General features: G+C 51.8%; 7 protein-coding genes. 2 read left to right on the top strand and 5 right to left on the bottom strand.

Annotated elements, in window-relative coordinates; genetic code table 11:
- Positions 1-58 precede the first annotated feature (58 nt).
- Together nrdA and ubiG are read right to left on the bottom strand one after the other, a co-directional pair.
- Positions 59-2,341 (bottom strand): class 1a ribonucleoside-diphosphate reductase subunit alpha, encoded by a 2,283-nt coding sequence (nrdA, locus tag ACT3RR_RS05445; protein ID WP_353502752.1) that lies wholly within the window; start codon positions 2,339-2,341, stop codon positions 59-61.
- Between the two features lie 491 nt (positions 2,342-2,832).
- On the bottom strand, positions 2,833-3,570 hold the full coding sequence (gene ubiG / locus ACT3RR_RS05450) for a bifunctional 2-polyprenyl-6-hydroxyphenol methylase/3-demethylubiquinol 3-O-methyltransferase UbiG (RefSeq protein WP_353502751.1): 738 nt from the start codon (positions 3,568-3,570) through the stop codon (positions 2,833-2,835).
- Between the two features lie 281 nt (positions 3,571-3,851).
- On the opposite strand from ubiG, the gene gyrA reads away from it, so the two are divergent.
- Both gyrA and rcsC read left to right on the top strand, forming a co-directional pair.
- Complete coding sequence (gene gyrA, locus ACT3RR_RS05455) at positions 3,852-6,527, top strand: DNA topoisomerase (ATP-hydrolyzing) subunit A (protein WP_353502750.1); 2,676 nt, start codon at positions 3,852-3,854, stop codon at positions 6,525-6,527.
- 134 nt (positions 6,528-6,661) lie between these two features.
- Positions 6,662-9,532: a two-component system sensor histidine kinase RcsC gene (rcsC, locus tag ACT3RR_RS05460; protein ID WP_496199899.1), complete on the top strand. Its 2,871-nt coding sequence runs from the start codon at positions 6,662-6,664 to the stop codon at positions 9,530-9,532.
- 98 nt (positions 9,533-9,630) lie between these two features.
- On the opposite strand, the gene rcsB is transcribed toward rcsC, so the two are convergent.
- The 3 genes from rcsB to ACT3RR_RS05475 are packed head-to-tail and all read right to left on the bottom strand — an operon-like array spanning position 9,631 to position 14,176.
- Complete coding sequence (gene rcsB / locus ACT3RR_RS05465; RefSeq protein ID WP_034791695.1) at positions 9,631-10,281, bottom strand: response regulator transcription factor RcsB; 651 nt, start codon at positions 10,279-10,281, stop codon at positions 9,631-9,633.
- Positions 10,282-10,285: 4 nt separating this feature from the next.
- Positions 10,286-12,979, bottom strand: coding sequence for a phosphotransferase RcsD (gene rcsD / locus ACT3RR_RS05470; RefSeq protein WP_353502748.1), 2,694 nt, complete (start codon positions 12,977-12,979; stop codon positions 10,286-10,288).
- Positions 12,980-13,000: 21 nt separating this feature from the next.
- The gene (locus tag ACT3RR_RS05475) at positions 13,001-14,176 is read right to left on the bottom strand and encodes an MFS transporter (protein WP_353502747.1); all 1,176 of its coding nucleotides are present in this window, start codon (positions 14,174-14,176) and stop codon (positions 13,001-13,003) included.
- Positions 14,177-14,386 lie beyond the last annotated feature (210 nt).

Here is a 14,386-nt window from a genome sequence, read left to right on the forward strand (position 1 = left end):
CTCAGTAAAAACCCCCTGACGGGGGTTTTATATAAATTATTTAATTAAAAACAGACAATTAGATTTTGCAGGCGCCGCTTTCACAATCGTCCGCAGCTTCGGCTTTCATGTCTTCCTGCACGTCGTCAGCACCGTCACGGGTGTTCTGGTAGTACAGGGTTTTCACGCCGAACTTATAGGCGGTCAGCAGGTCTTTCAGCAACTGTTTCATTGGCACTTTGCTGTTCGGGAAGCGCGCCGGGTCGTAGTTGGTGTTAGACGAAATCGCCTGGTCGATAAATTTCTGCATCAGACCCACCAATTGCAGGTAGCCGTCGTTGTTCGGCATATCCCACAGCAGCTCATACTGGTCTTTCAGGGTTTCGTACTCAGGAACAACCTGACGCAGAATCCCGTCTTTCGACGCTTTGATGCTGATGTGGCCGCGTGGTGGCTCAATGCCGTTGGTGGCGTTAGAGATTTGCGAAGAAGTCTCAGACGGCATCAGGGCAGACAGCGTGGAGTTACGCAGGCCGTGCTCTTGAATGTCTTTACGCAGCGCGTCCCAGTCTAAGTGCAGTGGCTCATTACAAATGGCATCGAGATCCTTTTTATAGGTATCGATAGGCATGATGCCCTGTGCATAAGTGGTTTCGTTGAACCACGGGCAGGCACCTTGCTCTTTCGCCAAATTGTTAGAGGCTTTCAGCAGGTAGTACTGAATGGCTTCGAAGGTTTTGTGCGTCAGGTTGTTCGCACTGCCGTCGGAGTAGCGCACGCCGTTCTTCGCCAGATAGTAAGCGAAGTTAATGACGCCAATACCCAGAGTACGGCGGCCCATCGCGCCACGGTTTGCGGCTTTGATTGGGTAATCCTGATAGTCGAGCAGGGCGTCGAGGGCACGAACCGCCAGCGTTGCCAGCTCTTCCAAATCGTCTAGGCTGTTAATTGCGCCGAGGTTGAAGGCAGACAGCGTACAGAGCGCGATTTCACCGTTTTCATCGTTAACATCGTCCAGCGGCTTGGTTGGCAGGGCGATTTCCAGACACAGGTTGGACTGGCGAACTGGCGCGATAGCCGGGTCAAACGGGCTGTGGGTGTTGCAGTGGTCAACGTGCTGAATGTAGATACGGCCAGTGGAGGCGCGCTCTTGCATCATCAGAGAGAACAGCTCAACCGCTTTCACTTTCTGCTTACGGATGCTGTCGTCTTGCTCGTATTTTTCGTACAGACGCTCGAATTCGTCTTGGTCCGCGAAGAACGCATCGTACAGGCCAGGGACGTCAGACGGGCTGAACAGGGTGATGTCGCCGCCTTTCACCAGACGCTGATACATCAGCTTGTTGATCTGTACGCCGTAGTCCATGTGGCGAACGCGGTTGCCTTCGACGCCACGGTTGTTTTTCAGCACCAACAGGCTTTCAACTTCCAAGTGCCACATTGGGTAGAACAGGGTGGCAGCACCACCACGCACGCCGCCCTGAGAGCAGGACTTCACCGCGGTCTGGAAGTGCTTATAGAAAGGAATACAGCCGGTGTGGAAAGCTTCGCCGCCGCGAATTGGGCTACCCAGCGCACGAATGCGACCGGCGTTGATCCCGATACCTGCGCGCTGAGAAACATATTTCACAATGGCGCTGGAGGTGGCGTTGATAGAGTCGAGGCTGTCGCCACATTCGATCAGCACGCAAGAGCTGAACTGGCGCGTAGGGGTACGCACGCCGGACATGATTGGCGTTGGCAGCGAGATTTTGAAGGTCGAAATGGCGTCATAGAAACGTTTAACGTAATCCAGACGGGTATCGCGCGGGTAGCCAGAGAACAGGCAGGCGGCGACCAGAATATAGAGGAACTGGGCACTTTCATAAATTTCGCCCGTCACGCGGTTTTGCGCCAGGTATTTACCTTCCAGCTGCTTCACCGCGGCATAGGAGAAATTCATATCACGCCAGTGGTCAATAAAACTGTCCATCTGCTCGAACTCTTCAGCCGTGTAGTCTTCCAGCAGATGTTTGTCATATTTACCCATATCGACCATACGATTAACCTGATCGATAAGTTTTGGCGGCTCAAATTGGCCGTAAGCTTTTTTACGCAGATGGAACACCGCCAGACGCGCAGCCAGATATTGATAATCCGGGGCATCTTTAGAGATCAGGTCCGCAGCCGCTTTAATGATGGTTTCGTGGATGTCGCCGGTTTTAATCCCATCGTAAAACTGGATGTGGGAACGGAGTTCTACTTGCGAAACAGAGACGTTTTGAAGCCCTTCGGCAGCCCAGTCGATGACTCGGTGAATTTTATCAAGGTTGATGCGTTCTTTACGGCCATCGCGTTTAGTAACAAGAAGACTCTGATTCATTAGGGGCTGTACCTTAGAGGTTTATAAAGGGCCTGACGAAACGCAGATTCCCAGCGAAATCTGTCTAATCTGCGCATTGTGTGCTGCTCAGGATATAAACACTATATATTGTGGGTTTGTTAATTTCTGATGACAAGATAGTGGTTGGATGTGCCTTTTGCAAGTGAACAAAATGGCCATTTTTGTGGATAAGTTGGGGAGAATTTATCAGGGTGGGGCTGGAGTGTACGTGGTTGCTGGGGCGGTTAAACTGTCAATATCTACAATACGATTTTCTTATATTTTTTGAAAACTTGATCGACTGCCGATTTCTTAAACATTAGAAAAAAACGCTATATTAGTGTTGCTAACTATTCTAAAAAAAGATGTAGCTAACAGACTTCTCGCCAAACTGCTAAAAACTAAGATTTTACTGTTTGTTACAAGCGCAGAATCTGGTTTAAAAACCTTTTTCTGCGCGTTAATACCAGCAACAGGGCTAAACCTGTGCTTTATTTTTTCTCATCGGCCAGGGCTTGGGTGTGGATCATGTAGTTCACATCAACGTTTTTGCCGAGTTTGAAATGGTCGGTTAGCGGGTTGTAGTGCAGGCCCATGATGCCGCGCTCGACCAAATCAGTGCGATCAACCATCGCCAGCAGCTCGGACGGTTTGATGAATTTCTTAATGTCGTGCGTGCCTTTTGGAACCATTTTCAGAACATATTCAGCGCCGAAAATAGCCATTAACCAGGCTTTGTTGTTGCGGTTAATGGTGGAGAAGAACACGTGGCCACCTGGTTTAACCAGGCGGGCACAGGCAGCCACTACCGAGGCCGGGTCAGGGACGTGCTCGAGCATCTCCATGCAGGTCACCACATCATACTTTTGTGGGTTGGCTTCGGCGTGGGCTTCTACCGTTTCCTGAACATAACTGACATTGACGCCGCTCTCTAACGCGTGCAAACGAGCAACCTGCAGAGGCTCACCGCCCATATCCAGACCCGTTACATGCGCACCCGCGACGGCCATGCTTTCACTCAGGATGCCGCCGCCGCAGCCGACGTCGAGGACGTTTTTCTCAAACAGGCCGTCGGCGCGTTCGAGGATATAGTTAAGGCGCAGTGGGTTAATGCGATGCAGCGGCTTGAATTCGCCTTCCAAATCCCACCAGCGCGAAGCCACGGCTTCAAACTTGGCGATTTCGTCGTGGTCGATATTCTGCGTGTTATTAGTCGATGCTGTATTCATGAGCGTGATGAACTCCCTATAGCTTGATAGGGCGGATTATACATATTCCTCCCCCGAGGTTCAGTTTTGTCTGTGTGGCGAATCTTTGCGCGAAATGCTGGCGTTTGCCGTGCAAAGAAGAGGGAACAGCGCCAAAGGTTTGAATCAGGCCGACAATTTGGATTTAAAATAGCGCGAAATAGGGAGGTTCTTTTCCACAGATCTCAGCTTTGTGGTATAGTTTTACACCTTTGCCTATACAGGCACCGGCAATGAATAATCAGTAGAGGGATAGCAGCTCCATGAGCGACCTTGCCAGAGAAATCACACCGATAAACATCGAAGAAGAGTTGAAAAACTCTTACCTGGATTACGCCATGTCCGTTATCGTCGGGCGTGCGTTGCCAGATGTGCGCGATGGTTTGAAACCGGTGCACCGCCGCGTACTTTTCGCAATGAACGTTCTGGGTAACGACTGGAATAAAGCCTATAAGAAATCGGCCCGTGTGGTCGGTGACGTTATCGGTAAATATCACCCACATGGTGATACCGCGGTCTATGACACCATCGTTCGTATGGCTCAGCCTTTTTCACTTCGCTATATGCTGGTGGACGGGCAGGGTAACTTTGGTTCGGTAGACGGCGACTCCGCTGCAGCCATGCGTTATACCGAAATTCGCATGTCAAAAATTGCCCACGAACTGTTGGCAGACCTTGAAAAAGAAACCGTCGACTTCGTGCCGAACTACGATGGTACCGAGCAGATCCCTGCGGTCATGCCGACGCGTATCCCTAACCTGTTGGTTAACGGTGCGTCAGGTATCGCAGTAGGTATGGCGACCAATATCCCGCCACATAACCTCACCGAGGTTATCAACGGCTGTCTGGCGTATATCGACGATGAAAACATCAGCATTGAAGGGCTGATGGAACACATCCCAGGGCCTGACTTCCCTACCGCCGCCATCATCAATGGTCGCCGTGGTATTGAAGAAGCCTATCGCACCGGCCGTGGCAAGATCCTAATTCGTGCCCGCGCGGAAGTGGAAGCTGACGCCAAAACCGGTCGCGAAACCATCATCGTTCACGAGATCCCTTATCAGGTGAACAAAGCCCGTCTGATCGAAAAGATCGCCGAGCTGGTGAAGGAAAAACGTCTTGAAGGTATCAGTGCACTGCGCGACGAGTCTGACAAAGACGGCATGCGCATTGTGATTGAAATCAAACGCGATGCGGTCGGTGAAGTGGTTCTGAACAACCTCTACTCTCTGACGCAGCTGCAGACTTCTTTCGGTATCAACATGGTTGCTCTGCATCAGGGCCAGCCAAAGATTCTGGGCCTGAAAGAGATCCTGTCCGCGTTTGTGCGCCACCGCCGCGAAGTGGTGACGCGCCGTACCATTTTCGAACTGCGCAAAGCGCGTGACCGTGCTCATATCCTCGAAGCACTGGCCATCGCTCTGGCTAACATCGATCCTATCATTGAACTGATCCGCGCAGCCCAGTCTCCTGCGGAAGCCAAAGCCGGATTGATTGCCCGTTCATGGGATCTGGGTAACGTCGCAGCGATGCTGGCAAGTGCCGGTGACGACGCAGCGCGCCCTGAGTGGCTGGAGCCAGAATTTGGTATTCACGACGGGAAATACTTCCTGACCGAGCAGCAAGCCCAAGCCATTCTGGATCTGCGTTTGCAGAAACTGACCGGCCTTGAGCACGAAAAACTGCTGGATGAATACAAAGACTTGCTGACGCAAATCGCGGAACTGATCCTGATTCTGGAAAATCCAGATCGCCTGATGGAAGTTATCCGTGAAGAGCTGGAAGCGATTCGTGACCAGTACAACGATCCGCGTCGTACTGAAATCACGGCTAATACCTCCGACATCAACATCGAAGACCTGATCAATCAGGAAGACGTTGTAGTGACGCTGTCGCATCAGGGCTATGTGAAGTACCAGCCTCTGACCGACTACGAAGCGCAACGCCGCGGTGGTAAAGGTAAGTCTGCTGCACGTATTAAAGAAGAAGATTTCATCGACCGCCTGCTGGTCGCCAATACACACGACACGATCCTGATGTTCTCCAGCCGTGGTCGTCTGTACTGGATGAAAGTGTACCAATTGCCAGAAGCCAGCCGTGGTGCGCGTGGTCGTCCAATCGTCAACTTGTTGCCGCTTGAGCCGAACGAGCGCATTACCGCCATCCTTCCAGTGCGCGAGTACGAAGAAGGGCGTCACGTGTTCATGGCAACTGCCAGCGGTACCGTGAAGAAAACTGCTTTGACTGATTTCAGCCGCCCACGCAGCGCTGGCATCATCGCCATCAACCTTAACGAGGGTGATGAGCTGATTGGTGTTGACCTGACTGACGGTAAAGATGAAGTCATGCTGTTCTCTGCGGCCGGTAAAGTGGTGCGCTTCTCTGAAGAAGCCGTGCGTAAGATGGGCCGTACCGCGACCGGTGTTCGCGGTATTCGTCTGGGCGAAGGTGATAGCGTTGTTTCCCTGATCATTCCACGCGGCGACGGTTGTATCCTGACCGTAACGCAGAATGGTTTCGGTAAGCGTACCGAGTCTGCTCAGTACCCAACTAAGTCTCGTGCAACACAGGGCGTTATCTCCATCAAAGTGAGCGAGCGTAATGGTCCAGTTGTTGGCGCGATTCAGGTTGATGAAGCGGACCAGATCATGATGATCACCGATGCAGGCACGCTGGTGCGTACTCGCGTTTCTGAAGTGAGTACCGTAGGCCGTAACACCCAGGGTGTGACGCTTATCCGTACCGCAGAAGATGAGAACGTGGTTGGTCTGCAACGCGTTGCCGAGCCAGTTGAAGACGAAGAGTTGGATGGCGTAGCAACGGTTGAAGGTGAGCTGGAAGCTGCTCAGGAAGCTGAGTTGCCAGATGAAACAGAATCGGACGACGAAGCTGTCGAAGATGATGTTGACGCTGACGACGAAGACGCTGAAAAAGAGTAAGTTTCAGTCGCTTTGAAACGCTACAGAAGGGCACATCCTATTTGGGTTGTGCCCTTTTTAGTCTCTGCGACAATAGTGTATTCTAACTGTCGTTTTCCGCCCTGTGGTGACTCCGCAATGTCGATGGTAGTCCTTTGAAATATTTAACCTCCTTTAGAACAACGCTGCGCATCTCCCGTTACCTGTTCAGGGTACTGGCGTTTATGCTGTGGTCGCTGGGCGCGTTGCTGACGACATTTTACGTCCTGAACATCTTCCACAATAAAGAGTCGGAAATCCGTGATGAGGACAACCTCAATTACGATCAGGCCCAGAGTTACATTAAGAATTCCGCCGACATTATGCGGGATATCAAATACATGGCCGAAAAACGCCTCAGCGATTCGATGAACGGCCTCGACATTATCAACGGCGTCATCAGCAGTAAAAATGTCCAGCCGACCTATCATCCGCTCTATTCAGAATCAGATTGCGGGCAGCTCAACGACAGCTACCGCAATTCGCTCAATTCGCTCGGCAACATGATCCACTATTGGAAAGACAATTTTTCCGATGCCTATGATTTGAATCGCGTATTTTTCATCGGCGGCGAAAGCCTGTGCATGGTCGACTTCGGCTTGAACAGCCAGCCAATCGAGCGTGATAACAGCAGTGTGCTGAAGTCGCTGCATGAGAAGATCCTCAAGTACCGCAATGGCAAGAATCAAGATAAAGAGAACAGCCTGTACTGGGTGTCGTCCGGCCCCAATAAAGAATTGGGCTATCTCTATGTTCTGACACCTATTTATGTCGGGAACAAGCTGGAAGCGCTGATGGGCATCCAGCAAACGCTGCGTCAGGAAGATATGGTCACGGCCTCATCGCTGCACACCGGTGTGACGATTTTGGATGCCGACAACGAACCTTTACTGAGCTTCTCCGAGGGCGGGCGAAGTCCTGCGACTGGCGCATTCCCAGCAGAATCGACCTATTTCGGCTACATGAACGGCTATAACGACTTGGTATATAAGAAGTCTTTATCGCCGTCGAGCCTCAGCGTGGTCTACTCAATGCCGTTTAACACGGTGATTGAACGCTTCAAAATTCTTATCTTTAACGCCGTGCTGCTGAATATTTTCTCAGCCTTGCTGCTGTTTATTCTGGCGTGGGTGTTCGAGCGCAAAATCTTCTTGCCGGCCGAGCAAAACGCCTTCCGACTTGAAGAGCACGAGCAATTTAACCACAAGATTGTCGCCTCGGCGCCGGTGGGGATTTCCATCCTGCGCATCAGCGATGGCGTGAATATCCTCAGTAACGAACTGGCGCATAACTACATCAACATGCTGACAGCGGAAGACCGCCAGCGCATTACGCGCATCATCTGCGACCAGCAGGTCAACTTTGTTGATGTGATAACCAAAGACAACAACAATATTCAGCTGAGCTTTGTTCACTCGCGCTATCGCAATGAAGACGTGGCGATTTGCGTGCTGATTGACGTCAGTGCGCGCGTCAGAATGGAAGAGTCATTGCAGGAGATGGCCAATGCCGCCGAGCAGGCCAGCCAGTCGAAATCGATGTTCTTGGCCACCGTCAGTCATGAATTGCGTACGCCGCTTTACGGCATCATCGGTAATCTCGATTTGCTGCAAACTCAGGGCCTGCCGCAGGGGGTGGATCGTCTGGTTACCGCGATGAATAACTCGTCGGCGCTGCTGCTGAAAATCATCAGCGATATCCTCGATTTCTCGAAGATTGAGTCCGAACAGCTGAAAATTGAGCCGCAGGAGTTCTCTTGCCGCGAAGTGATCACCCATATTGCCGGTAACTACCTGCCGCTGGTGGTGAAGAAGCACCTTGGGCTGTACTGCTTTATCGAACACAACGTGCCGATGTCGTTCTTGGGTGACCCGGTTCGCTTGCAGCAGGTATTGTCGAACATCCTCAATAACGCGATTAAATTCACCGACACCGGCTGTATCGTGCTGCATGCACGCACCTGTGGTAACTATATGGAGTTCCAAGTTCGCGATACCGGATGTGGTATTCCGGAGCGCGAAATCACCCGCCTGTTTGACCCATTCTTCCAAGTGGGCAGCGGCGTGCAGCGCCACTTCCAAGGGACCGGGTTAGGGCTGGCTATCTGTGAGAAGCTGATTAACCTGATGGATGGGGACATATCGGTGGACTCTGCGCCGGGGCTGGGTAGCCAGTTCACCGTGCGAATTCCGCTATATAACGCCACTTTCCCATGTGAAAAGCCGCTTGATGCGTGGCAGGGTAAAAACCTGTGGCTGGAAATCCGTAACGCGCATCTCGAAAGCTACCTGACCCAGCTGTTGCGCCATCAAGGAGCAAATGTCCAGCGCTGGCAGCCTGACTGCATTCTTCAGGCTGAAGACGTGCTCATCACCGATACCCTGTTGATGTACAACGGCGAGCTGGCCGCGCAGATTGAATTTAGCATCGACCATATTGGACTGCCGCTGGAAACGCGCCCGGGCTACTGGGTGCACAGTACCTCGACGCCGCTGGAAGTGACGGCGTTGCTCAACCGGATTTATCAGTTGGAAGATGAGTCGGAAGAGGGCGGGTTGAACCTGCCAGCTCTGGGCGCACTGACTACCCAAGACAACAGCGATATCAACCTGCTGGTGGTCGATGACCATCCAATCAACCGCCGTTTGCTGGCCGATCAGCTCAGTTCTATGGGTTATCAGGTGGTCACCGCCAATGACGGTCTGGATGCGCTGGATGCGATGAACGTCCACCAAATTGATATCGTGCTTAGCGACGTTAACATGCCGAAGCTGGACGGTTATGGCCTGACGCAGAAACTGCGCGAGCTGGGTTACACCTTGCCGGTGATTGGCGTGACGGCCAACGCCTTGGCCGAGCAGCGCCAGCGCTGTCTGGAGGCTGGGATGGATAACTGCCTGTCGAAGCCTGTTACGCTGGAAACCCTGCGCGATACGCTGGCTTACTACAGCAAATCGGTACGCCGACTGCGCGACACTAAGGTCTAGCTACCCGCGTGGGCACCACGAAAGTGGTAAACAGGCATTAAAAAAGGCACCTCAAGGGTGCCTTTTTCGTGCGTGAAGCCTGCAATTACTGATTGAACTTACTCTTTATCAACCGGCTGAGAACTCACTGAGGAGAGATAGTTCAGCAGGGCGATATCGTTCTCTACGCCCAGTTTCAGCATGGCGGATTTCTTCTGGCTACTGATGGTTTTGATACTGCGGTTAAGCTTCTTCGCAATCTCAGTGACCAGGAAACCTTCTGCGAACAGGCGCAGAACTTCGCTCTCTTTCGGCGAAAGACGCTTGTCACCGTAGCCATTGGCGCTGATTTTTTCCAGCAACTTGGCGACGCTGTCCGGCGTGAATTTCTTCCCTTTCTGCAAAGCAGCCAGTGCTTTTGGCAGGTCGGTCGGCGCGCCTTGTTTTAGTACGATACCCTCGATGTCCAGATCCAACACCGAGCTAAGAATAGCCGGGTTGTTGTTCATGGTCAGGACGATAATCGACAATTGTGGGTAGTGGCGCTTAATGTATTTGATAAGCGTAATGCCATCACCGTACTTATCGCCTGGCATAGACAGGTCGGTGATCAGAACATGAGCATCCAATTTGCTCAGGCTATTGATAAGCGCAGTAGAATCCTCGAACTCACCTACCACATTTACCCATTCAATTTGTTCAAGTGACTTACGAATACCAAACAGGACAATAGGATGGTCATCAGCGATAATTACGTTCATATTATTCATGTGATTAGCTACCTTGCTGCAGCAGTCTGGAGACAAAAGAATCAATGTGATTAATGTTATCAGTGATCATCAGTACGTCGCCAGCGACGATATGTTGTTCTAACGTTTCACATAGGTGTTTGCCTGGGGTTAAGTTCAGCATGGCGAATACCCCTTTAAGGCGATGCGCGGTTTGGGAAAGCGATGTAAAATCACGACGTTCATTTTCATTGTACAGTTTATCTAGGTCTTCCGGTACTGTCTCGACAAACAGCTGGTAGTAATCGCTTGATTTTAGCTGTTTTTCATAAAACTCGAGAGAGTCTTCACCGGGTTCTTCGGATGAAATACTGTCATCAGATTCAGCAAACTGCTGTTCGATTAACAGTAGGGTTGCGTCGATCAGCGCACTGCTGATGTTGTAATTGACGCGGATATAATGCTTCTCCAACTGCTGGAAACCGGCTTCATCGCTGGTCAGCAGCAGGGTATATTTGTCACTGTTTTGCGGGTTATCTGTCAGCAAAACGTCATACTCGCGCGTCACCTGACGCTCGTCCGCCACGATACACACTGCACCGTAAGCATTCATCGCGCGCGTCACAATGCCGCGAACTTCCTCAGACGTGATATCCAGCAGCAACGTCACGTCATCCAGCAGCTTTTCGTCTGCTGCCTGATCTTCTTGTTCTTCCAGCGTCTGCTTGATACGCACGGTGTAGCGCGTGCCGATATCAATCTTACTGCGAATTTCCAACTGGCCGCCGAGCTTCTTGCACAACTGATTGCACAGGAAGAAGGTCAGCCCCGAGCCGTGGTTAAAGCGATCGACCATGGTTTGACTCAGGAACGGATAATTCAGGTTACTCAACTCTTCCTTAGAGATGCCGCTGCCGGTATCAGTGATGTGGAAAATCAGCTGCCCCGGATGCTCAGTATCATGCTCGGTGGTTAAGGTGATTTTGCCCACCGAGGTGGTGACGATGGCGTAATCAATCAGCAGCGACAGCACCTTCTTCAAGGCCTGACCATCACCCAGTAAATTTAAATCAGGTTCAGGATGGTAGTGATTGAGGATCATCAATCCCTTTTGATTAACCTTAGGCAGCGCCTGCAGCAAAAGTTCATCGACCAGCGCCGAAAGGCCATAAGATTGATGCGACGGCTGCCAGTCCTGTGTCTCAAGGCGGGTGAGAAGGGTGATGTTATCCACCAGCGTTAGCGCGTTGCGTGACTCATTCAACAGGCGGCCGTGCAGGGTTTGGCGCTCGCGGTCGTCCTGACTTTCACTCAGCGACTGCACTAAGTCATTCAACTCATTCAGCGGCTGATTCAGCTCAATACCCAAGTTATGCAGCATCAGTTTGCGAGCCTGCAGGTTCTTATCGAACTCGCGGCGCGCCTGTTGCAGCGTCTTGTTTACCATCACTTCTTTATCTTGGTCATGCAGCAAGAACAGATAAGTCTCTGGCGAGATTTGGCTGCGCAGCATGCGAATTTCATAAACTTCGTTGTTCACAGTGGCTTGGATCACCCCGTGGTGCTGCTCGGCCATATTGGCAATTTTGTTCAGGCTGAGGTGCGGCAGCAGCTGGTCGGCAATTTTATTGCTCACCACCACGCTGTGATTGCTGAAATTATAAACCAGTAAGCCAATCGGCAAGCTGGAGATAATTTCCTGATTGAGTGCCTGCTGGGTGTGCAACTGAGCCGCCATATTCTCGCTCGGGCGAATGTACTGGTGACGAATAAAGTAGATGCCGGTCATCGCCAGCGCCAGCAGCAGCAGATTGATCAACACCAGCCAGAAGTTGTTGCGGGTCAAATCCACGATGATGCTGACCACCGGCACGTGGTAGGTCAGGATCAGCGGCGAGTTGCTCAGCGGCGCGGCGAAGTTCACCGACCAACCCTGCAGCGCAATACTGCCGCTGGTGTCGGTGCTTTGCTCCGGATCCCCTTCATTGACGGCGTCGCTGCTGTTGGTTATCTGGAAGTTATCGCGCGCCATCGACAGCGGGATGAGATCCGTCATCGGCAGATCAAAAGCAATCACCGTCGCCAAATGGCCGGGGTTGTTAAAGGTGGTGCGCAGTGAGAAGAAAGCCTCATTCGCCAGACGCGAATGGCGCAGATTGGAGTAACTCTCGCGCTCATCCAGCGTGTTGGCCTGCTGGAGCATCTCGGCGCGGCGCGCTTGCAGAGTATTAGTGAAGTAATTCTCTTTAAGGCGCGAATCCTGCTGCTGTAGCTGCTGAGTGGTGATCAGGATCATGCTGTTATCCTGGCCATTCAGATAGTACATAGAATAGGGCTGGCTCTTGGCTCCCCACTGATCGTCAAGGTAAGAGGAGATCTTGAGAGTCAGGTCGAGGGTTGAGCTGTCATGAGTACCAAAAATCAGCGCATCAGTTTTTTTATGCGGCTTATTGATGAAGTACATGTCCTGACGCAGACGCACTTCCTGCCCGGCGGTGGCTTCAGGTGTCAGTGCCGTGCCGGTGAAGTCGTCGTAAATCTGGTAAGTCATATAGCGGTAGTGATCGATGCGTTTTTGCATCAATTCTGCCGTAGTTTGCAGCGTTCTCTCTTTATCTCGCAAATAGGCGTTGGTGTAATTATAACCATACATCCCCAGGCCCATGGCCAGCAGCAGGATGAACAACCAGAAAAAACGCGTAATGTTAGTCGACGTCAGCGACAAATATTTACTTGGCATAGGGGTGACGCTTTTCCTTGATTATCGAGTCACGGCGCGCGCGCTGGCTGTAACCAGCAGCAGCGAGACGGCTACGCAACTTAGTGCAACCGATAAGCTGCTGAGTTGAGCAATAAAACCAATTAAGGCTGGGCCAGCAAGAATACCGGCATAGCCAAGCGTTGTCACAGAAGCAATCGCCAAATTCGCTGGCATGGAGGTTTGATTGCCCGCTGCGCTGAACATTATAGGCACTAAATTAGAGGCGCCAAACCCCGTCATAATGAATCCAATTCCCGCAGCCCACAAGCTTTCCACGTTGACCAGCAGGATAACGCCGAGGCTGGCGCACAGGCTGCCCAGCAGCAGGACCTTGAACCGTCCCAAGATGCTGATAATGCGATCCCCCGTCAGGCGGCCCACCGTCATGGCGACAGAGAAAACGGCATAGCCAATTCCTGCCTGATGATTACTGACGCCGCGCTCGGTGGCGAGGAACAGCGCGCTCCAGTCGAGCATGGCGCCTTCGGTCATGAACATCACAAAGCACAGCAGACCAAGGAAAATCACCCAGCCGCGCGGCAAGACGAACATCGGTTCGTCACTGCTATTGCGGGTGTGCTGCCAGAAGTGCGGCGTGGTGGGAATAAGCGCCACAATCATCAGCGCGACCACAAGTAAAATTGATTGAAAAGGCGTCAGTCCGAAGTACAGAAGAAGTGTCACCGCCAGCGCGCCAAAAATACTGCCCAGGCTGAAAAATCCGTGAAAACCCGACATCATTGCGCGGCCGCTGGCTTTTTCTACCACCACGGCGTGCACGTTCATCGCCACATCCACCATGCCAATCGCGGCACCAAACACCAGCAGCGCTAATGCCATTGTGCCCACGCCGTCGGCCAGAGTAAGGAAAGGCAGGTCTAGGCAAAGCATTGTTGCAGCAAGCAAAATAACATTTTTACAGCCTAAACGACCGGTGAGAAAGCCGGTCAACGGCATGGAAAATGTTGAACCTGCACCAATGCACAGCAGCAGCAAACCCAGCGTCCCGTCGCTGATATCTAAGCGTAATTTGGCAAAAGGCACCAATGGCGCCCACGCCGCCATCGCAAAACCAGACAAGAAGAAAATGATCCGCGTGGCGTGTTGCTGAGCAACACCGGGAAGAGGGGCAGAATCTGACGGCGCAGAGGCTGGTTGGCAGTCGTGGCTGGGCATGATATCGAACGTCCGTTGAGATAAAGAAAACAAAAAAGCGTTACAGGACTGTGCTTTATCACATACCCGACACAAGGTGGCAACTGAACCTTTGAATTCAGGCGGCATATTTTAGCAGCCCAGTTTTTATCGTGTTACTACCAATAATCCTATTTGTCTGCTTTTGCTGTGTAAATAAAATGTGAAATTTTAGTGTCGATCACACAATCG

This window comes from Ewingella sp. AOP8-B2-18 (genome assembly GCF_052376015.1).
Classification (GTDB): Bacteria; Pseudomonadota; Gammaproteobacteria; order Enterobacterales; family Enterobacteriaceae; genus Ewingella; species Ewingella allii.